The 19,998-nt window shown below is 74.4% G+C and carries 16 protein-coding genes and 2 pseudogenes; 14 read left to right on the top strand and 4 right to left on the bottom strand.

The window, feature by feature from the left end; genetic code table 11:
* Window positions 1–168: 168 nt before the first annotated feature.
* The 9 genes and pseudogenes from UG55_RS04635 (at window position 169) to UG55_RS04600 (ending at window position 6,528) form a co-directional block, all read left to right on the top strand.
* Window positions 169–1,443, top strand: a complete 1,275-nt coding sequence (locus tag UG55_RS04635; RefSeq protein WP_066063292.1) for an NAD(P)/FAD-dependent oxidoreductase — start codon at window positions 169–171, stop codon at window positions 1,441–1,443.
* 130 nt (window positions 1,444–1,573) lie between these two features.
* Window positions 1,574–3,163 (top strand): Gfo/Idh/MocA family protein, encoded by a 1,590-nt coding sequence (locus UG55_RS04630; RefSeq protein ID WP_066063289.1) that lies wholly within the window; start codon window positions 1,574–1,576, stop codon window positions 3,161–3,163.
* A 32-nt stretch (window positions 3,164–3,195) separates the two neighbouring features.
* Window positions 3,196–3,391: pseudogene (locus UG55_RS45135) on the top strand (helix-turn-helix domain-containing protein); the annotation flags it as partial.
* Window position 3,392: 1 nt separating this feature from the next.
* Window positions 3,393–3,519 (top strand): Rv2175c family DNA-binding protein (locus UG55_RS32445; protein WP_242423763.1); only part of this gene is annotated, 127 nt, incomplete at its 5' end.
* A 123-nt stretch (window positions 3,520–3,642) separates the two neighbouring features.
* Window positions 3,643–4,023 (top strand): sulfur carrier protein ThiS, encoded by a 381-nt coding sequence (gene thiS, locus UG55_RS04620; RefSeq protein ID WP_083986401.1) that lies wholly within the window; start codon window positions 3,643–3,645, stop codon window positions 4,021–4,023.
* A complete protein-coding gene (locus UG55_RS04615; RefSeq protein WP_066063282.1) occupies window positions 4,004–4,705 on the top strand; it encodes a thiamine phosphate synthase in 702 nt (233 codons plus the stop codon). Before thiS ends, UG55_RS04615 begins: the two co-directional genes overlap by 20 nt.
* A gap of 18 nt (window positions 4,706–4,723) precedes the next feature.
* The gene (locus tag UG55_RS04610) at window positions 4,724–5,098 is read left to right on the top strand and encodes a lycopene cyclase domain-containing protein (RefSeq protein WP_066063279.1); all 375 of its coding nucleotides are present in this window, start codon (window positions 4,724–4,726) and stop codon (window positions 5,096–5,098) included.
* Window positions 5,095–5,397 carry a lycopene cyclase domain-containing protein gene (locus UG55_RS04605; RefSeq protein WP_066063276.1) on the top strand — a complete coding sequence of 101 codons (303 nt, stop codon included), beginning with the start codon at window positions 5,095–5,097 and terminating at the stop codon, window positions 5,395–5,397. Before UG55_RS04610 ends, UG55_RS04605 begins: the two co-directional genes overlap by 4 nt.
* 42 nt (window positions 5,398–5,439) lie before the next feature.
* A complete protein-coding gene (locus tag UG55_RS04600) occupies window positions 5,440–6,528 on the top strand; it encodes a hypothetical protein (protein WP_066063273.1) in 1,089 nt (362 codons plus the stop codon).
* A gap of 44 nt (window positions 6,529–6,572) precedes the next feature.
* On the opposite strand, the gene UG55_RS29825 is transcribed toward UG55_RS04600, so the two are convergent.
* Genes UG55_RS29825 through UG55_RS04585 form a run of 3 tightly spaced genes read right to left on the bottom strand, consistent with a single transcriptional unit; the run spans window position 6,573 to window position 14,234 of the window.
* Window positions 6,573–11,642 carry a hypothetical protein gene (locus tag UG55_RS29825; protein WP_083986400.1) on the bottom strand — a complete coding sequence of 1,690 codons (5,070 nt, stop codon included), beginning with the start codon at window positions 11,640–11,642 and terminating at the stop codon, window positions 6,573–6,575.
* Window positions 11,629–12,702: a hypothetical protein gene (locus tag UG55_RS04590; protein WP_396230799.1), complete on the bottom strand. Its 1,074-nt coding sequence runs from the start codon at window positions 12,700–12,702 to the stop codon at window positions 11,629–11,631. The genes UG55_RS29825 and UG55_RS04590 overlap by 14 nt, the downstream gene beginning before the upstream one ends.
* The gene (locus tag UG55_RS04585; protein WP_083986417.1) at window positions 12,699–14,234 is read right to left on the bottom strand and encodes a hypothetical protein; all 1,536 of its coding nucleotides are present in this window, start codon (window positions 14,232–14,234) and stop codon (window positions 12,699–12,701) included. The genes UG55_RS04590 and UG55_RS04585 overlap by 4 nt, the downstream gene beginning before the upstream one ends.
* Before the next feature lie 242 nt (window positions 14,235–14,476).
* Between UG55_RS04585 and UG55_RS04580 the strand changes: the two genes are divergently transcribed.
* The 3 genes and pseudogenes from UG55_RS04580 to UG55_RS32435 form a co-directional block, all read left to right on the top strand.
* Window positions 14,477–15,058, top strand: coding sequence for a TerD family protein (locus UG55_RS04580; protein ID WP_066063268.1), 582 nt, complete (start codon window positions 14,477–14,479; stop codon window positions 15,056–15,058).
* A 535-nt stretch (window positions 15,059–15,593) separates the two neighbouring features.
* Window positions 15,594–16,119, top strand: a pseudogene (locus tag UG55_RS32440) (sulfotransferase family protein); the annotation flags it as partial.
* Window position 16,120: 1 nt separating this feature from the next.
* Window positions 16,121–16,346, top strand: a 226-nt coding sequence (locus tag UG55_RS32435; RefSeq protein ID WP_304440382.1) for a sulfotransferase, incomplete at its 5' end; no start/stop codon positions are given.
* A gap of 167 nt (window positions 16,347–16,513) precedes the next feature.
* On the opposite strand, the gene UG55_RS04570 is transcribed toward UG55_RS32435, so the two are convergent.
* Complete coding sequence (locus UG55_RS04570) at window positions 16,514–16,816, bottom strand: type II toxin-antitoxin system RelE/ParE family toxin (protein WP_066063262.1); 303 nt, start codon at window positions 16,814–16,816, stop codon at window positions 16,514–16,516.
* A gap of 253 nt (window positions 16,817–17,069) precedes the next feature.
* Between UG55_RS04570 and UG55_RS04565 the strand changes: the two genes are divergently transcribed.
* Window positions 17,070–17,777, top strand: coding sequence for an HAD family phosphatase (locus tag UG55_RS04565; protein WP_066063259.1), 708 nt, complete (start codon window positions 17,070–17,072; stop codon window positions 17,775–17,777).
* A gap of 81 nt (window positions 17,778–17,858) precedes the next feature.
* Window positions 17,859–18,275 carry a CoA-binding protein gene (locus UG55_RS04560; RefSeq protein ID WP_066063256.1) on the top strand — a complete coding sequence of 139 codons (417 nt, stop codon included), beginning with the start codon at window positions 17,859–17,861 and terminating at the stop codon, window positions 18,273–18,275.
* Window positions 18,276–19,998: the final 1,723 nt, after the last annotated feature.

Raw genomic sequence — 19,998 nt, 5'->3', positions numbered from 1 at the left:
CCGCGACCGGGCGGACCGGGTGACCAGGTGACCGGGCGACCGGGCGACCGGGCCAACGATCTTCCGTCCTGGTGCCGCGGACCGCCCGCCGTTGTGGTCAGGACGACTAGTGCGCGACGCGTGAACGGCCGTCCCAGTAGCCTCTGACCGCATGGATCGGGTGGGCTGATGGACCGCATAGTTGTCGTCGGTGGCGGGCTTGCCGGGGGGCGGGCCGTCGTCGAGCTGCGCGAGCAGGGATTCACCGGCATGATCACATTGGTCGGTGCCGAGCCGCACCGGCCGTACGATCGGCCGCCGCTGTCCAAGGCGGTGCTCTCGGGGCGCACGGACGACACGACTCTCCCGCTGGAGCTCGACAGCGCCGAGCTGCTGCTGGGCCGCCGGGCAACCGGGCTGCGCCCGGGCGTGCTGGAGACCGACGGCGGGCCGCTCGAGTACGACGGGCTGGTGCTCGCCACCGGCGCGGCTCCCGTGCGACTGCCCGGCTTCGACGGTCAGCGCGCCCTGCGCACCATCGACGACGCGCGGGCGCTGCGGGAGACGCTTCGGCCGGGCGCGCGGCTGGCGGTGGTCGGCGCGGGCTGGATCGGGGCCGAGGTCGCCACGCACGCGGCCGCCCACGGCGTGGCCGTGACCGTGGTCGAGGCCGGTGCCAGCCCGCTGCTCGCCGCGCTCGGCGCCGAGATCGGCGGGCACACGGTGCCCTGGTACGCGCAGGCAGGCATCGACCTGCGGCTCGGCACCGCCGTCGCGGAGATCAGGGCGGACGGACTGGAGCTGGCGGGCGGCGAGTTCCTGCCCGCGGACGCCGTCGTCGTCGGGGTCGGGGTCCGGCCGGACGTCGCCTGGCTGGAGTCCTCCGGGCTGTCGCTGGACCGTGGCGTCATCGTCGACGAGTGGCTCTCGGCGGTTCCGGGTGCGGGTCCGGCCGGCTCCGGCGGCACCGGCTACCGGCCCGGCTCCGTGGTCGCGGTGGGCGACTGCGCGGCGTGGTGGTCGCGGCGTTACGAGCGCCGCATGCGGGTCGAGCACTGGGAGTGCGCCCAGGAGTCCCCGCGGGTCGCCGCCGCCACCCTGCTGCGTTCACTGGCCGGTGGCGAGCCGGCGGCGGAGTCCGCGGACGTCTACAACCCGGTGCCGTACTTCTGGTCGCAGCAGTTCGGGCGCATGATCCAGTTCGCCGGGCTGCCGGGGCCGGACAGCACGCTGGTGCTGCGCGGCGACCCCACCGCTGTCGCGCCGGCGGGCGCCAAGCGGGCTCCCGGCTGGTCGGCGGGCTGGTTCGCGCCGGACGGCCGGCTGGTCGCCCTGGTCACGGTCGCCCGGCCGCTGGACATGGTCGCCGGCCGCCGGATGCTGCTCAGCGACGTGTCGCCGGACGTCGCGAGGTTCGCCGACCCCGACGTCCCGCTGAAGGAACTGGCCGCGCAGCCGGCCTGACGGCGACCGGAGGGCTGGGGTCAGGGCCGGGAGTCGGGGTCCGCCCCGGCCCGGGCCCCGGCACGGAGAAGTCCGTGTCCCGATGTGAACCAGTTGTTCCGAAGCGGGTCGGCTCTACTAAAGTGCCTGCGTGCCACGCATTCACCTGGTGTCGAACCTCCCCGGCGTGAATGCGCTCGGTGATCATCTGCGCGCGGCCGGCCTCGGCCCGACCTCGGCGCGGTCGGCCGACGCGCTGCTCGTCCTCATCGACCGTCCGCTCGACCATGTGGAGCAGGATCTGCTCGACCGGGCCCGGCAGTCGGTGCCCGTGCTGCTCGCGGGCCCGACGGTCCGGTCGCTGTCACCGGACAGCCCGCTCATCGAGGCGTCGGGTCTCACCCCGGGCCGGGTGACACCCGCCTACGAGCTGCGCCTGCTCGCCGGCCCGGACGGCGCGGGCCTCGCCGCCCGGCTGGGCTCCTTCGCGCCGCGCGACTCGTGGATCATCCCGGACAAGGTGGCCGAGGACGTGGAACGGCTGCTCATGGTCCGGCACGAGATGGGCGAGCATCCGATCTGCACCTGGCGGCCAGCCACCGGCCTCGGCGTGTTCACGCTCGGCAACGGCCAGGACATCGTGGCCGACCCCCGCTACCAGCGGCTGGTCGGGCGGTGGCTGCGGCACGCGCTCGGCGCCTCGGACGCCCCGCCGGTCAAGGTCGGCCTCGTCGGCGCGCCGGACGTCTTCGGCGTCCACATCGCCGCGCTGGGTGCCGTCGAGGGCCTCGACCTGGCCGCGCTCTGCGACGGCGGGATGGCCGCCCCCGGGACGGACGTCGACCGGCTGGCCCGGCGGGTCGACGATCCGGATGACCTGGTCAACGATCCCGAACTCGGGCTGATCGTCGTGGCGACCCCCACCCACACCCACGTCGAGTGGGCCCGTCGCGCGCTGGAGGCCGGCAAACAGGTCGTCGTGCATCCGCCGATCTGCCTGAGCACCCCGGAGCTGGATGAGCTCACCCAGCTCGCCGCGAGCCGGTCGCGGCTGCTCGCCGCCTACCCCGAGGGGCTCGTGGACCCGGCTCACCAGGCGATGCGGGCGGCGGTGCGGCGCGGCGACATCGGCGGGCTGATGTGGGTCGAGGTCTTCGCCGGCGGTCTGCGCCGGCCGGCGGGCACCTGGCACGACGACGAGCGCATCAGCGGCGGCCTGCTGTCCGACCGCGGCACGGCGCTGCTGGAGCAGGTGCTCGACCTCGTCGACGACCAGGTCGAGTGGGTCAGTGCCGCCGGGCACAAGCGGGTGTGGCACCACGTCTCGAACGCCGACCACGCCCGGGTGCTGCTGCGCTTCGCCGGTGGCTGCGAGGCGCAGGTGACGATCTCGGACGTGGCCGCGGGGCTGCGGTCCGGCAGCCAGCTTGTGGGCACGGAGGGCACGCTCCTGCGGTCGGACCGCCCGCGGCTGCCAGCCGGCGCCTCGTCCGTCCCGGCCGACGATCCGCCCTTCCTGCCCGACGGCCAGCCGTTGCTCGTAGCCCACGACGGTCGGCGGACCACGTTGCCGACCGATCCCGCGGATCCCGCCCGGTTCCACCGCGAGCTCGCGGACCATCTGGTCTCCGGCTGGCCGCTCGCGAACCGCCGGGCGGAACGCACCCGCCTGCTGGTCTCGGTGCTGGATGCCGCGCGCAGATCGGCGGCGGCCGGGGGCGCCCAGGTGGCGCCCGCCTGACTACGAGCACCCAGGGGTGTTTACTCTTGACCATGGAATGGCTGACCTTGCCCGATGTGGCCGAGGCACTGGGCGTGCCCGTCACCCGGGTGCGCCAGATGATCCGCGACCACACCTTCGTGGCCAGGCGGTTCGACGGCGTGCTGAAGGTGCCCGCACTGTTCGTCCAGGACGGCCAGGTACTCAAGGGCCTGCCCGGGTTGCTCACCGTGCTCGCTGACGCCGGCTNCAGCGATGACGAGGCGCTCGACTGGCTTCTGCGTGACGATCCGAGCCTGCCGGGGACGCCGCTCACCGCCATGGCTGAGAACCGGGGCAAGGAGGTGCGGCGGCGCGCGCAGGCACTCGCGTTCTGAGGCCACCCCCGGCGGGGTTCCCGCCGTGGGCGGCGGTGGGAGCCGTGGGCCGCGGCGGGCCGTCGTGGGCCGCCGTGTCGGAGTGGCCCAGCCGCAGGCGGCGGCTCCCGTAGGGTCGGTGGTATGTCCGTTCGTCCGACCGGGGTGGGCTCCGACCCCACCCCGGGCTCCCCAGCAGCCGGCGGTGATCCCGCACTGCCCGCGGACCACATCTCCGCCCCCGCTCCACCGGCGCCGGCGCCGGCACCGGCCGGTGCCGCGGGGCTCGCCGGTTCCGCGGGTCCCTCCGGTGCCGCGGGGCTCGCGCGCATCGTGGTCAACGGGCAGCCGCGGGAGGTACCGGCCGGGCTGGCGCTGCCTGATCTGCTCGCCCAGCTCGGTCTGCGACCCGGCTCGGTGGTCGTCGAGCTGCGGGGCACCGCGCTGACCCCCTCCGAAATGCCCGCGGCCCGCCTGGCCGACGGAGACATCCTGGAGATCGTTCGTGCCGTCGCTGGAGGCTGAGCCCGTGCCCGACGCCCGTGCCCGGCGGGTCGCCCGCCTGCTCGACGCCCGGCTGTACCTGTGCACGGCCAGGCGCGACGCCGGCGGCACCACCTTCTACGAGGACGTGCTCGGATCCCCGCAGGCGCCGGGGGTGGATCTCATCCAGCTCCGGGAGAAAGGGCTGGAGTGGCGGGACGAGCTGGCCGGGCTGGCCCGGATGGCGGCGGCGGCCGGGCGGGTCGGTGCGCTGGTCAGCGCCAACGACCGGGCGGACGTCGCCCTGTTCGCCGGGGTCGACATCCTGCATGTCGGGCAGGACGACATCCCGCCTCGACTGGCGCGGCGGCTGCTGGGTCCGGACGTGCTGATCGGGCAGTCCACCCACGACCCCGACCAGCTACAGGCCGCGCTCGCCGACCCGGACGTCGACTACGTGTGTGTCGGGCCGGTCCACGCCACCCCGACCAAGGAGGGCCGCGCACCGGTCGGCCTGGAGCTTCCACGGCTCGCCGCCCGGCTCGCGCCACCGTTCGAGGCCGGCGCCAAGCCCTGGTTCGTCACCGGCGGCGTGGACGGGGAGACCCTGGACGCCATCCTGGAGACCGGTGCCCGGCGGGTCGTGGTGGTGCGCGGGATCACCCAGGCGGCGGATCCGGGAGCCGCGGCGGCCGCACTCGCCGGCCGCCTGCGCGCCGCCTGACCGCCGAGGCGGGCCACGGTGCGCCACCTGAGCTATCTCGCGGTGCTGCTGGCCTGCCTGGCCGCGACGGCGCCGCTGGAGATCCTGCTGCGGACCAGGGTGTACGCCCGGCCGCGCCGGCTCGCGCTGGCGGTCCTGCCGGTCCTGGTTCTCTTCGTCGCCTGGGATCTCCACGCGATCGCGCGCGGCCACTGGGACTTCGACCGGCGCTCCACCACGGGTGTCGTGCTGCCGGGCGGCATTCCGCTGGAGGAGCTCCTCTTCTTCCTGGTGGTGCCGGTGTGCGCGGTGCTCGCGCTGGAGGCGGTGCGCGCGGTGACCGGCTGGCGAGCCGGTGACGAGCCCCCGGCCGGTGACGAGCCGGCGGCCGGGCCGACGAGGCGCCGGCGATGAGCTACACGGCCCTGGCCGCCGCCGGGGTCGTCCTGACGCTGGTGCTCGACCTGTGGATCCTGCGGACCCGGCTGGTCACCCGCAGGGTCTTCTGGACGGCCTACGCGATCATCCTGTTCTTCCAGCTCGTCACGAACGGCGTCCTGACCGGGTTCGACATCGTCCGCTACGACCCGGCTGCCATCGCCGGCCCGCGGATCGCGTTCGCACCCGTCGAGGACCTGCTCTTCGGGTTCGCTCTGGTCACCCAGACACTCGCCTGGTGGGTTTGGTGGGGGGTTCGTCACGGAAACGAGTGAATCCGGCGTCCAGATCCACCTATGGGCCTACGCTCTGACTCAATGGAACAACGGACGGCGGGACTGGACGAGCCGGTGGGGCGCCACCGGTCGCCCTGGGGCGGCTCCAACCGCATCCTCCCGATCCGCTGGGGGCGGGTCATCGCGGCTCTGGTCGCCGTCGCGGTGCTGGTGACGGGGCTCGTCCTGGTGCACGGGTCCGGAACGGGCCGGCCACCGGCGGCCGCCGACCCGGTCGGGGCCGCCACGACCGTCACGCCGGCGGCGGGCGAGGCGGCTGCGGGCGCGCCGACCTCGGCACCGCCGACGGCATCCTCCTCGGCGGCGCCCGCGGCCGGGAGGCCGGCCACCGAGGTGCTCGCCGGGCCGTCGGGGGCGGCCGGCGGCCGCTCCGTTCCACCGGACGCCGGGTCGTCACCGACTGCCGGTGGCCAACCGGCCGCTCCCCGCCCTGCCGGCAGCCCGGGCGCCGGCGGCACGCCCGGGAACCGCCCGACCGGTCCCGCGATCGACCTGAGCAGCAGTGCCGTCGACTTCGGCGAGGCGGAGTCGACCATCAGCGTCGACCTGGTGGGTGTGGGCACGCAGCCCGCGCAGGTCCGGGTGGGCGGCACGCCCGCCTGGTTGAGCGTCGTCCCGCGGGCGGAGGTCGTCGCCCCCGGTGCCCGGGTGCCGCTCGTGGTCACCCTGGACCGCGCAACCGCCCCGCCGGGCCCGGTCACCCTGGCGGTCCCGGTCGCCGCGGTCGGCGGTTCCGGCGGTGGTGATCTGCGGATCACCGCGACCGTCTCGGGCGCACCGGGGCTCACCGCTTCCGCCGCCCCGGCCGAGATCGTCGCCGCCACCTGCGCGGACGGCGCGGGACCCACCCAGTCGACGGTGAGCGCCACCGTCATCGACCCGACCGGGGTCTTCGGCGTGGAGGTGCGGACCCGGGCCGCGGACGGCACGCCGGCAACCGTCCCGCTGGGGCTGGTCACGGCTGACGGTGACCGGTCGACCTGGTCCGGTCCGATCGGTCCCGGGCCGGTGACGGGAACCATGGACTACACCGTGGTGGCGACCGACCTCGACGGGCGGCGATCCGAGGTCGGCGGCTCGATCGAGGTCCGCCCCTGCCCGCGCGGCTGACCCCGGCGGCTGCCGGGTCAGCCGCGCGCTCGACCAGGAGAAGCTCAGTCCACCGGCGCGGTCGTCCCGGCGGCCGTTCGGGCAGCCGCCGCGGGGGCGGTGCGCGGGCGGCGGAACACCCGGGAGGCGGTGATCATCCCGGTGGCGGTTCCGTCCGGCAGCTGCGGCGGGGTCAGTCCCGGGCGCAGCAGCTCGGCCACCCGCAGGTACTTCATGCCGGCCCGCAGGTCGGCATCGTTGCGCAGCCGGATCACCAGCCGGAACGCGCTCAGTGCCGTGGTGTCGAACAGGCCGGTGGTGTAGATCAGCTGCACGCCGAGCCGGTCCGCCACCGCGAGCTGCAGATCCAGCAGGTAGGACGCGCTGGCCCGCCCGATCGGATTGTCGAGGAAGAGCACTCCGGCGTGGCGGGCGCGCAGGCGGCCGCGGTCGTTCGCGCGCAGCGCGGCCATCGTGCAGTACAGGATGATCGCCGCGGTCAGCTGCTGGCCGCCGGAGAACACGTCACCGAGCTGGGAGACCCGCACCCGCTCGGTCCGCAGCACCGCGTCCGGTTTGAGGATCTCCACCCGCACCCCGCCGGGCAGTGCCGCGCGAACGCCGCGCAGCAGCAGCGTCATGCCGTCCCGGCGACCGGTGCCGGCGGCGGGCCCGGCGGAACCGGGGGTTCCCGCGGCCGTGGCGCCCGCGCCGGCCGCCGCGTCCACCACCTCGCCGAGTGCCGTGGTGAGCGCGAGGGGATCGGGTTCGGTGAAGGTGATGCGCAGGAACTCCTGCCCGGACCAGTCGCCGAGCTCGTCGGGGAGGCGGGACAGGCGCTGCGCCGACCGCAGTGTGCCGAGGGAGGCCCGGACCATCCCCTCCAGCCGGGCGACGATCGCGGCCCGGTTGCGGCCGATGTGGGCGAGGTCGTCATCCAGGCTGCGCAGCCTGGGCGCCAGCGCGGCGGCCCAGTCCCCGGCGTTCGCGGCCACCGCGTCCCGACCGGCCCGCACCATCTGCCGGCGGGCCGGCGAGCGCACCGACTCGAACCGGCCGGTGGCGGCCCAGGCGGCCACGGCGTCCGCCGCCACCCGGACCCGGCCGGCCGCCTCGGCGTGCGCGGCGACCCCCTGCCGCCAGGCCGAGCGCAGCTCGCGGGTCATCGTCTCGGCCGCGGCCGCGTCACCCGCGAACGGCACGACACCCGCGGACGGCACGTCACCCGCGGACGGCACGTCACCCGCGGACGGCACGTCACCCGCGGACGGCACGTCACCCGCGACCGACTCGGCGTCCGCGAGCAGATCCGCCAGCGTGCCGGCGACCAGTCGGAACGCGTCGCGCTCGCGCTCATGTTCGGCGGCGTCGCGCCGCTGGCGGTCCAGTGCGTCCTGCGCCTCCCGCACGGCCTCCTGGGCCGCGCCGCGGGCGGCTGACGTCGTCCGCAGCCATTCCAGCGCCTCGTCCAGGTTCGTCGGGCCCTCGTCCGGCCCGAGCGGGGACGCACCGGCGGAACGGACCCTGGCCGCCGTGTGCGCCAGCTCCTGACGGAGTCCGCCGAGCTGCTCGCGCGCGGCGTCCAGCTCCCGGCCGAGCTCACCGGCCGCTCGCCGCGCGGTGGCCGCGGCGGTGGCCCGGGCGGCCGCGTCCCCGCCGCTGGGCCCGGCGAGCAGCACCTCGCACCGGCCGCGGACGGCCGCGGGCAGCCCTTCGACAGCCACCCGCGCGGCCGCCTGCTCCCGGCGGGCGCGATCGAGGTCGCCACGCAGGTCCGCACCGACCTCGACCTGCGCGTAGGCGCGTTCGGCGGCCTCGTAGGCGGCCCGCAGCACGGGGACCTGCACCGGCGGCTCGGCGGCTGCCGCCCGGGGCGGGTCGGTGGGGTCCCGCTCCTGGTCCGGGCACTCGCCGGCGGAGCCGAGACCACTGTCCTGCGCGTTGCCGCCCGCGTTCTCGTCCGCTCCGGGGTGCGGCTCACCGGCCGTGAGCTCACCCGCGCCGACGACCAACGCGGACTCCGCCAACGTCGCCACGGTGTTGCGCGCCGCGTCGTCGGCCCGGCGCAGCGCCTCCTGCGCGGCGAGCCGGGAGGCCGCACAGTCCGCCCGATGCCGTTCGGCCGCGGCCGAACGCTCGGCAGCCGCGGCCTCCAGCCGGGCGATCCGCCCGTCGAGCCCCGCGGACTCGCCGACGACCCGGACCAGATGGTCCAGCGCGGCCGCCCGGGCCGAGCACTCCTGCTCGGCCACCCGCAGCTGTTCGACCTCCGCCACCGCGCGCTCTGCGGTGCTCATCGCCGTGGTGACCTGGGCGCGCGCCGCCGCCAGTGATTGGGCGGCGAGGTCCACCGCGTCCCGGGCGGAGCGGGTCGCGTCCCGTAGCCCGGCCACTCGTCCCGGCGGATTCGCCCGGCGCCAGCCGGCGATGGCCGCCGCCAGCTCACGGTCCCCGCGGGCACGCTCACGCAGCTCGGCGGCCTCGGCGCGCCGCTGCTCGTACCGGTGGCGGATCGAGGCCCGCTCGGCGGCGGCGGCCGCACTGTCATACAGCGCCGGGTTCGGCGGGACGACGAACATCCCGTCGGGGTCCCCGGCAGCCGCGGCCGGATCGAGCAGCCGGGCGGCTCCGACCACGACCGCGCAGTCGGGCAGCAGCCGCGCCCGAGCCAGCGCAGCCCGGGCGAGGTCGAGGTCCCAGCCCGGCGGGATGACCACACCGTCCACAAGCCCGGGCTGTGCCCGCAGCACCCGCTCGCGGGCCTCCTCGTCGACCTGGTGGGCCAGGTGGTGCCAGCCGGAGACGGCCGGGATCCCGGCGCGTTCCAGCGCCGCCACCACGTCACCGACGGCGGCCCGCGCCGGGCGCAGGTCGCCGTGACCGCCACCGCCGCCGCCGCTCCCGCTGGCGCGGTGGCCTTCCTCGTCGCCTTCCTCCTCCGCGTCGCCGCCGCCGAGAGCGTTGAGGACGCGCAGATCGGCCTCGGTGTCGACGGACAGGGCGACCAGGCGTTCCTCGGCCGCCCGGACGGCGGCACCCAGCGCCGCCAGCGCTCCGTCGGCATCGACGTCCAGATCAACCACGCCGGGTGACGGCGCCCTGGCCTCGGAGGACTCGCCCTGGGAGGACTCGGCCGGGGAGGACTCGGTGTGGGAAGCCTCGGTGTGGGAGGAATCGGTCCGCGGAGGTTGGGGGCTGCCCAGCCCGAGCAGGGCGGCGACCCGGCCGTCGGTGGTCAGTGCCCGGGCAGCGGTCAGCGCCCCGCCCAGTTCGGCGGTGAGCCGGGCAAGCTCGGCGTTCGCGGCGTCAAGGGCACGCTCGGCATCCCGCTCGGCGTCCCGGGACTGCCGCAGCCCGGTGGAGCGGGTTGCGGTGGCCAGCGCCTCCTGGACGGCGGTCCGCGCCTCTCGGGCCTTTTCCGTGGCCTCCGCCGCGGCCTGGCCGGGGTCATACGCACTCGATGCCAGCAGCCCGTCGCGGACGGCCTCGGCCAGCAGCCCCGCGGCCCGGTCGCGTTGTGCGCGCAGCCCCGCCGCATCGGCCCGGGCGGTGGCTGCCGCGTCCGAGGCCGTGCGGTCCGCGGCCGCCGCCGACTCGGCGGCGAGATCGTGGGCGGCGGCGGCCGCCCGGGCCCGCGCCTCCTCGGCCCGGGATGCCGCCGCGAGCCGGGTCAGGCCGGCCACCAGGGCACGGGCCGCGGCGTCCCGCTCGGCGAGCACCGGTGCGGAGCGCAACTCGGCGTCGGCCACGAGCCGGGTGAGCCGTTCGGCCTCGTCGGACGCCGCCGCGAGCCGCAGCACATCCTCGGCCGCGCGCCAGGCGTCCAGTTCCTCGGTGCGGTCGGCGTGCCGCGCCACGAGCTCGTCCCGGGTCGCCTCCGCCTCGGCCAGCCGCAGCTCGGCCAGCCGCAGCCGGGCGGCGAGCTCGGCGTCCGCGGCGCGTGACTGGGCGAGCTCGGCCTCCTCGACGGCGGCCCGGGCGCGATCGCCCTCGCCGCCCTGTGCCAGCGTCCCCGCGTCCGCCAGTGCGACCTTCGCACCGACGGAGGCCGCGGCGTCCCGCACCGTCGTGAGCAGTTCCCGCAGCCGGCCGCCCGCCTCGTCCCACGCCCGCACCGTGCGGGTCAGGGGTTCGAGCCGGTCCAGCGCCCCGGCGACGAACTCCCGCTCGGCCTCCAGCACGGCCCGTTCGGCGAGCTTCGCCGCGTAGCCGTCGACGACCTCCGCCACACCGGCCGGGTCCTCCGGCGGTGTCACGGCCCGGAGCAGGAAGTCGACGAACTGTTCGTCGCTGTTGAAGGCGAATGCCTCGGCGGCCTCGCCCTCCCCGGCGTTCATCGCCCGCTGGTAGCGGAACAACTCAGGATCAAGTCCCAGCGCGTCGAGGTGCTCGCTCCAGGCCCCCTGGCTGGTCTCCCAGACGAGGGCGAGGCGGGGATCCGCCGCGTCCGCCTCGGTGAGCCGGGTCCGGAAACCGGCGAAGGTGACCAGCCGTCCGTCCCGAACAACCGGCAGAGTCGTGATGTCGAGCCCCGGCCCGGGCCGGAACGAGTACCAGGCCTCGGCGAGCCTGGACGGGTCTCCGGTGCTCCGGCCGCGCCTCTCGCTGACCTTCCCGGTGACCACGCGCTCGCCGGTGACGGCGTGCTGCCACTCGCAGACCACATGGCCGCAGTCCCTGGACAGCACGAAATTGTCGAGCACCCGTCCGTTGGAGGTGCCGACAACCTGCCGCCGACCCGGCAGCACAACCGAGAAGATCAACTTCATCAGGACGCTCTTGCCGCCCCCGTTCTCCAGGAACAGCACCGACGCGGGGGATGGCCGGAGCGGTCGGCTCGAGCGGTCGGCGCGGTCCGGCCGGGGCGGGTGATCCGGGCCGGAGAGACCGCCGTTGCCGTTGCCGTTGCCGTTGCTCGTGGGTCCGGGCCGGGCGTTGTCGTCCTGCCGCCAGGCTGTGTCCTGAACGTCGCTGTCCGCGCTGTCCGGGGTTGCCCCGCCCCCGAAGAGCCCATCCTGACGGTGACCCGTGACGGGAGCCCCGACCCCGGAGAAGTCGAGCAGGACGTCGCCGAACCGCGCACCCGGCGGCCCGATCGCATGGAGACGAACCTTGGCCAGCTCAAACATCGCCATCACCCCGACCCCCGCCCAGGGCGGAGCCCTCGTCCGACGGGTACTCGCGCGGGTACTCGCGCTCCGTTTCGCCGAGCGCCCGCGGGTGGCCTCCTGGAGTGTCCGTGCCGGGCAGCACGGGGGCGGTGGAGAGAACCCGCACCCCGCCCGAGCCGTCCGCGACGGTGACGACGCCGAGCGCGAGCAGCTCCTCGAGTGCCGCGTCGGCGGCGAGCTCCCGGACCTGGATCTGATAGCGCGCCGTCGTTCGGAAGGTGCCGCCCGCATGCTCGCTGACCGGCACCAGGCATCCGGAGTCGCTGAGGAAGCCCATCGCCCTGGCGACGATGCCCGTGGTCGACCCGGCGAGGCGGCGGGAGTCCCTGGTCGTCCCGGCCGCCGGGCGGCGGGAGTACAGCCGCCAGGCCGCCTCGAGAGTCCGGCCCGCGCCGAGCTCGTCGGCCTCCGCGGCCGGATCCGCGGTGACCCGGCGCTCCAGCAGTCGGCAGGCCTCGCGGACGAAGGCGTCCACGCCCTCGACACTGACCCGCCCGACGTACGAGTCGTCCAGCAGGTCAGCCGGCCGTGGGAACGCGAGGGCCGCGACCGCGAGCTGCGCGATCGCGTGCAGCAGGCGTTCGGCGGAGCGCTGCTCGCCACCGGCGCGCCGCGCGTAGTCACTCATCCGCACCGCGAAGGCGGAGTCCTCGGCTCCGCCGACGACCAGTCCGGCCCGCTCCACCACATCCAGCACGACCAGCCCGAGCCCGGCGGCGGTCGCCTGGGTCAGCGCGGCGAACTCCTGGTCCCGCAGGTACCGCCGGACGAGTTCGGCGTACCGGCTGTCCCGGGCGGGCACCAGTTTCGGTCGCAGCCCGTAGGCGATCAGTCTGCCCGCGTCGAAGGCATCGGCCTGCGGGCGGCGGCTCCCCGGGCCGGAGCGGCCGTCAACATCGCGATCGGCTGCGTCGTCGGCAGCGGGATCGGCAGCGGGATCGGCACGGTCGTCGACGTCACTGTCGGGGGCGGCGGGGTGGTCTCCCGGACCGCGAGCGGAGGGAAGCTGGTCAAGGGTGGTCAAGGCGCAGTCCGGATCAGAGTCGGCAGTGGTTGCGGGGGAGTGGCCTCGTGGTCGGCGGGGCCAGGGGTGCGATCGTCAGCGGGGCTGACGTCGCCATCGTCGCCATCGTCGGCAGGGCCGGGGTGGCGCAGTTGCACCCGGCCGACCAGGAGGTCGGCGCCGCCGAACCAGGGGTCGTCGAGTTCCGTGCCGTCGTCGCAGGCCACGGTTACCAGGGCATCGCCCTGGCGCGCGGCGGCGGAGATCTGCGGGCTCAGGGCGTGTGTGGCGAGCAGCGCCACCAGGTCCGCGGCCTCCGGGCCTGCGGTGGCCCTGGCCCGTCGCAGCAGTTCCGACAGCCGGCGCGGTGATCCGGGTGCGAGCTCCAGCACCGCGCTCGCGCGGGCCCACGCCTCGTCGTCGAACCTCTCGTGATCCCGCAGCGGGACCAGCTCGGCCTCGACGACGACCGGTCCGAGGACCTCCTGCTCGGTCGGCGGGGTCAGCAGGCCGTCGACCAGATCGACAAGACGCAGCGAGCGCGGTGTGCGCACACCGACGGCTCCGGGAAAGAAGGCGTCGGCCGGTGCTGAGGCCACCTTCCCAGGCAGGGTCAGGACCGGCATCAGGATCTGGGTGTAGAGGTCGACTCCGTCTCGCGCCGGGACGTCCGCGAACTGCTGGCGGTCCTGCTCGGCGCGGAAGACCGCCCCCGCCTCCAGCAGCCGTGCCTGGAGCTGTGTGTGCCGGCGTACGCAGTCGGTGACGATGGCGACCAGCTCGGCCGCCTGCCGCTTGTGGTCGGCGTCGTCGGCCGCATCCCGGTAGCGGCGGATGTGGGTGAGGATCGCGTTCTCGTGGCGGTACCGCTGTTCGACGTGGCCGAGCGCCTCGTCGAGCAGCGCCGGCACGGCGCGCAGCCAGTCGACGGCCAGCACGTTGCGCCGGGTCGCGTCGAGCTGGCGGCGAAGCTGCTCCGCGTACTGGACGGTGCGGTACCGCGCGGCCTCCGCCGCCGTTCGGGCGTCGGCCAGCCGACCCCGGCGGATCAGGTTGTCCAGCGTCACCTCCGCCGCGATCTGCGCCGAGGTCACGTCGGTGTCCAGCGCGCCGATCAGCACGGTCACCGCCTCGTCGGTGGCGCGCAGGTACAGCTCACCCCCGCCGTCCGTCAGTTCGACGAGCAGTTTGAAGTCGAACCGCCGCCGCACATAGCGGCCGTCGGCGTGGTAACTGCCGTAGACGACGTCGAAGCCGCGGTCCACGCTGCCGACGTTGATCAGATTGCTGAGAACCCAGCGAGCCACCCGCTCGTGCTCTGAGCGCGGCCGATCGGGCGCCTGCGCGGCGACGAGCGGGAGCAGCCGGCGCAGCACCTGTTCCTGGTCGGCACCACGGTCGAAGTCCATGGCCACGGTGACCAGGTCGATGGCATGCAGCGCGAGCTCGGCCATCGCGTAGACGCCGAAGTCGCCGCCCTCCAGGTAGGACTTGCGCGCGTCGAGATCATGCAGTGGCTGGGTGAGCGCGAGCGCCTTTCGGCGCCGGACCATCCCGCTGTCCGCGAGCCCTGCGGTGCTGGTGGTCACCGATGGGCCCGTCGTCGGGCGGTCGCTGCGGCGGCCGTCCGGGCCGGTAGCTGGCGGATCTCCACTTCTGGCACCCTAGCCGGCGCCGGTCGCCCTCCGTGCGGGCCGGTGTGGTCCTGCCGCGGGCTGGCCGGCTGTCCGCCTGGTCGGGCGGAAGGGACCGGGCTGCCTGCGTGACCTGGGCGGGCCAGGCTAGGCTTTCGTCCATGAACTCGGTGTCACTTTCAAAAGGCGCCAATGTTTCGCTCACCAAGGTCGCGCCGAACCTGACGGCCGTGACCATTGGGCTTGGTTGGCAGGTGCGACAGACGACGGGTGCTCCGTACGACCTCGACGCCTCCGCCATTGTGGTGGGTGACACAGGCCGAGTGCTGTCGGACAGCCACTTCGTCTTCTTCAACAACCTGGTCAGCCCGGACGGGGCCGTCACACACCTGGGCGACAACCTCGTCGGCGGTGGCGGCGGGGACGACGAACAGATCAACGTCGACCTGCGGATCCTGGCTCCCCAGGCATCCAAGGTTGTCTTCGCGGTGTCCATCTATGACGCCGAGGTGCGTCGGCAGACCTTTGGTCAGGTCCGCAACGCCTTCATCCGGGTCGCGGATGCGACGACCGGCGCCGAGGTCGCCCGCTACGACCTCACCGAGGACGCGTCGACCGAGACCGCCATGATCTTCGGTGAGCTGTACCGTTACGGCGCCGAGTGGAAGTTCCGCGCGGTGGGGCAGGGGTACGCGTCCGGTCTGCGTGGCATCGCTCTCGATTTCGGTGTGAACGTGGCCTGACGGCTTCGCCGGCGCAGCTGCCACCGGCTCGGGCGTCCCCCGGGTGAGCGCGCCGGCACGGCGGTGCGCCGCTGCGGGCAGGGTCTCCGCGGGCAGGGTCTCCGCGGGCTGGATGTCCGTGAACGGGATGTCCCCCGCCAGGGTCTCGCCCAGGCCGCCGTTGCCTGCGCGCGAGCGGCGCCGAGGCCGTCGGTCGCGCACCGATGGAGCGGTGGAAGTCGATCGTGGTGTGGCTGGCCCTTCGCCGGCCCCGGCGGTGTTCGTCTCGCGAGGCACGCGCCGGCCGTCTCACCCGGCCCCGCCCGCCGGTCGGATCCGAGGGATCCCGGCAGGGTCGCCGGCCGGGTGAAAAGAACAGGCGCGGGTTCGACGCCCTGACCCCTTCCTGCCTTCTCCTGGCCCCTCCATGATGTCTTGATCCGTGTACTGTTTATTCCGGCCGCAGGCTGGGGTGGGTATCGATCCGTCTGCTGGTCCAGTGTTACCCCGAATTCCAGATTGTCGGCCGGAATTCGGGTAATTGAATGGCTCCTAAATGATTCCCCCCTCCTTCGTTGGTGTGCGTTGGACCAATGGCGGAATCGTCGCTACGGTTGCGCGGGGGTCATTTAAGGAGGAAGTTTTGATCGATATCCTTGGTGTGGGCTTCGGTCGAACCGGAACGCTCTCGCTCCGGGCCGCCCTCGAACGCCTCGGGTATGGCCCGTGTCACCACATGGACGAGGTGCTGTCGCATCGGGAGACGGTCGGTGACTGGATCGACGCCGCCGAGAACGGCACCGCCGACTGGGACGCGCTCTACCGCGGGTACCGGTCGACGGTGGACTGGCCCGGCGCGTTTTTCTGGCAGCAACTTGCCACCAGCTACCCATCCTCTCGGGTGATTCTCACGGTGCGCGACCCCGAGAAGTGGTACGAAAGCGTCGCCAACACGCTGTACAAGGCGGTCTCGACCCGCCCGCCCGGTGTGAACCCGACGATGCCGGTCCTGAAGATGATGGATCTGATTGTGTGGGACGGCGTCTTCAAGGGCAGGTTCGACGACCGGGACCACGCCCTGCNGGTGTTCACCCAACACAACGAGGCCGTGCGCCGGGAGATTTCGGCTGACCGGCTTCTTGTTTTCGACGTGGCCCAGGGGTGGGGCCCGCTGTGTGACTTCCTCGGTGTGCCGGTGCCCGCGGAGGAGTTTCCCCGGCTCAACGATCAGAAGACCTATGCGGACAAGCACCGCGCGCGGCTGGCCGCGGCGATGACGCAGCATGGCCCGCGACCGGCGGGCAGTTGAGGTCACGTCCTGAAATGGCCATCGGGTCACGGCTGCGCAGGGCGCCGGAAGGCGCGCGACTGACCTGCCGGCCCTGACAACAACCGGAGAAGGCGGCGCCGGTAGGCACGGGCCGCGGAGGTCGGGCGTCCTGGACGATCGACTCCGCGCGGACCAACGGTCCACCGTCACCGACTCGGGGGGCCGCCGCTCCGGAAGGGAAGGCGGGAGGGGCTGTTCCGCCGGCCGACGACCATCACCCGGACGGTGCGGGTGTTCGCGTCCACCCGGTAGAGCATCCGCCAGCCTCGCGCCGCCGCCTCGAACATGCCGACCTGCTGCTCGCCGGCCAGCGGTGTGCCCGCCTTGCGGGGGTCGTTGCGCAGCGGGCCGTCCAGGAAACGGCGCACCTCGGCGCCGAGCAACTCCGGCAGCTTCGCCATGTCCCGCTCCGCGGAGGTGGACAGCGTCACCTCGTGCTTGTCACTCACTGCTGGCAGCCGCGGGCGAGCTGGCAGTGGGGGCCGGCGGGGGTGCACCGCCGAACGGAGGCCGACGCGGGGACGCGGCACGCGTTGTGCATCCCTTGATCATATCCCCCGTGCCCGTGCCCGTGCCCGTGCCCGTGCCCGTGCCCGTGCCCGTGCCCGTGCCCATGGCGGGGCGGGGCGGGGCGGCCGGGGCAGGTAGGCGGTTCTCGGGAGACGTGCTGCCTGCGATGCCAGCGCCAGGAAGGATGGGGGAATGGCACTACCCGTACGGTCAGCTCCCGAACCCACCCCCGTCCAGGCCGTGATCTTCGATCTGGACGGTGTGCTGATCGACTCCGAGCAGGTGTGGGACGAGGTACGCCGGGCGTTCGTGGCTGAGCGGCAGGGACGCTGGGAAGTGGACAGCACCGCCCGCATGATGGGGATGTCGACCGCCGAATGGTCCGCCTACCTGGTCGAGCTGGGTGCCGGCGACAGCGCCGAGGAGATCGCGGCCGAGGTGCGGAGCCGGGTCGCGGCTCGCTACGGTGACGCGCCGCCGCTGCTGCCCGGGGCCACGGAGGCGGTGCGGGCGCTTGCGGCTCGCTGGCCGCTCGGCCTGGCGAGTTCCTCGCCCCGCCTGCTCATCGACCTGGTGCTGGAGCGGTCGGGGCTCGCCGCGCGGTTCCGGCAGACCGTCTCCTCCGAGGAGGTGGCTCGAGGCAAGCCGGCGCCCGATGTCTACCTGGAGGCTGTGCGCCGGCTGGGTGTTCCGGTCGCCTCAGCGGTCGCGGTCGAGGACTCCGCCAACGGGCTGCGAGCCGCTGCCGCGGCCGGTCTCGCGGTTGTCGCCGTGCCGAACGAGCACTTCCCCCCGGGCGCGGACGCGCTCGACCTGGCCTCGGCCCGGGTCGCCCGGGTCGCTGACCTGACACCGGACGTCGTACTGGCCGCCCACCGCTCCCGCCCCCGGCGCGGTTGACGACAGGTCCGGCACCGAACGGCGCGCCCAGCCGGCCACCCGCCGGGATTGCCCGGGCGGGCCAGCGGGTTGGAATCCCGTATGACGGAGAACACGGACGCGGTCATCCGCACGGTCCTCACCGACACGGAGGTCTGGGCGGTCGTCGGGCTGTCCGAGAACACCGCGCGCGCGGCCTATGGCGTCGCGGCCTACCTGCGCCGGCACGGCAAGCGGACGGTGCCGGTCCACCCGTCGGCACCGGTGATCGACGGCGAGCAGGGCTACCCGACGCTGAGTGACATCCCGTTCCCGGTGGACGTGGTCGATCTGTTCGTACGGTCCGACCTGGTGGGCCCGGTCATCGACGAGGCGGTGAAGATCGGTGCGGGCGCGGTGTGGACCCAGCTCGGTGTGATCGACGAGGCCGCGCAGTCCCGGGCCCGCGACGCCGGACTGAACGTCGTCGTGGACGCCTGCCCCCGGATCGAGGGCCCGCGACTCCTCGGCTGGCACTGAGGCGGCCGGCCCCCGCCGGTCGGCGCCGTCGGCTGCGGGCGGTCAGCTGTGGGACGGCGACCGTCACCCGCCGGATCCGCCGGCCGGGCCCGGTGGCACTGCTGAGCCGGATGACGCCGGCCCGGGTGGCATCGTGGGCGGATCCCAGGCGGGGTCCACGTTCGACGGGCCCCCGTTTGGCTGGTCGCCGTTCGGCTGGTCGCCGTTCGGTCCGCCCCTGTCCGGGAATGTCCGTCCGGCCGGTTTGGTGGCGGCCACCCGCGCGCTCCGGGATGCCGGGCCCGAGCCCCCCGTGCCGCCCGCTGCCGTCCTGCCGCCGGGCGGCCGGCGGCCTGGCGCGGTGCCACGTTGCGGCGCCCTGCTCGGCGCTGTGCCGCTCGGCGCAGGTCCGGCTGTGGCCGGGCTGCTGGCGATGGCGCCGTCGCGAGCCTGGCCCCCCGGGCCGGCCACCCCGGGCCGGTTGCCGGGCGTCGGCATACGAGCACCCGGGCCGAGGATCACCGGTGGCCGGGCCGGCCTGGGATTCGCCCGGGTCGGCGTCTCACGCGCGCCGGCCTCCCCCTCGGGACGCCGGCGCCGCTCTCTCGCCTCGAAAGTGACACCGGGCGCCCGTTTCGGCAGGGGGGCGGGTGCCGAGGTGGCGGTTTCGTTCCCCAGCACCTCCCGGGGGATCGTCGGCAGGTCAGGATCGGCGGCGCTGAACGCCTCCAGGGAGGTGTCGACAGTCCTGAACGGATCAGCGCCACCGGGGTTACCCGGCCCGCTGGCGGGACCAGTCGGTGCGGCGGTATCCGCCACCTCGGCGGACGGGTCGGGGCTGCCCGGCGAGGTACGCCAGGACGTCCCGGCCGCCGCCCGGCGTTCGCGCCACGCGACCACCAGCAGTTGTCCCTGCCGTGTCGCCAGCGCTGCCGCCGGTGGCAGCAGGAACAACATCGGCAGCATGTAGCGGTAGTCGAAGCAGACGGTGGCGGCCGGCACGATGATCACGGCGGCACCCGCGGCGACGAGGAACAGGCAGTCCAGGCCGGTGCGGCGGCGCTCGGCGGTCAGCTCGTGCCAGCGGGTCCGCCCGTCGCCGCCGCGCAGCCCCGCGGGCACGACCCGGGGCAGGGCCGCCAGGCAGGCCAGCAGGCCCAGGCCCGCTGCGACGGCGAGCGCCGGCCCGGGCGTGAAGCCGCGGGTCTGGTAGGAGCGCAGGTACCCGGCCCAGGGCTCGACGACCGTCCGGGCCGGATGGTCGCTCTCGCCGTGCAGCCCGAGGAGCGGTTCGCCGGTGTGCAGGTAGCGGGGTTCGTCGCTGGTCGGGAACCGCCAGGTGGCATCGGGCCAGTCCTGCGGTCCGACGGTGCGTCCCGGCCGGAAGTAGTGCGCGATGTCCGTGCCCACGGCGCGCAGGTAGTCGGCGGGCTGCTTGATCATCACCTGCCGGGTGAAGTCCTTGAGCAGCTCGTCCCGCTCGTCGGCAGGGACGTCCAGCGTGTTGGCGGGGCTGTTGCGGTCCCAGACGTAGTAGCTCGGGTCGGGGCGTTCGCCGACGGGGTGCGGCGAGCACAGCGAGAGCTGCTCGGGTTTCAGATCGAGCCGGCCGCAGTCGGCGATCGGTGCCACCCGCCCGTACATCCAGGCCGCGTCCCCACCGGTCAGACCGAACTTCCCGTGCGCCGTGCCGAACCAGGAGGCATATGCGATCAGCGGCGCGGCGAGAAAGACGCCGAAGACC

Source organism: Frankia sp. EI5c, assembly GCF_001636565.1.
Lineage (GTDB): Bacteria > Actinomycetota > Actinomycetes > Frankiales > Frankiaceae > Parafrankia.
This window is presented reverse-complemented; position numbering and strand designations above follow the sequence as displayed.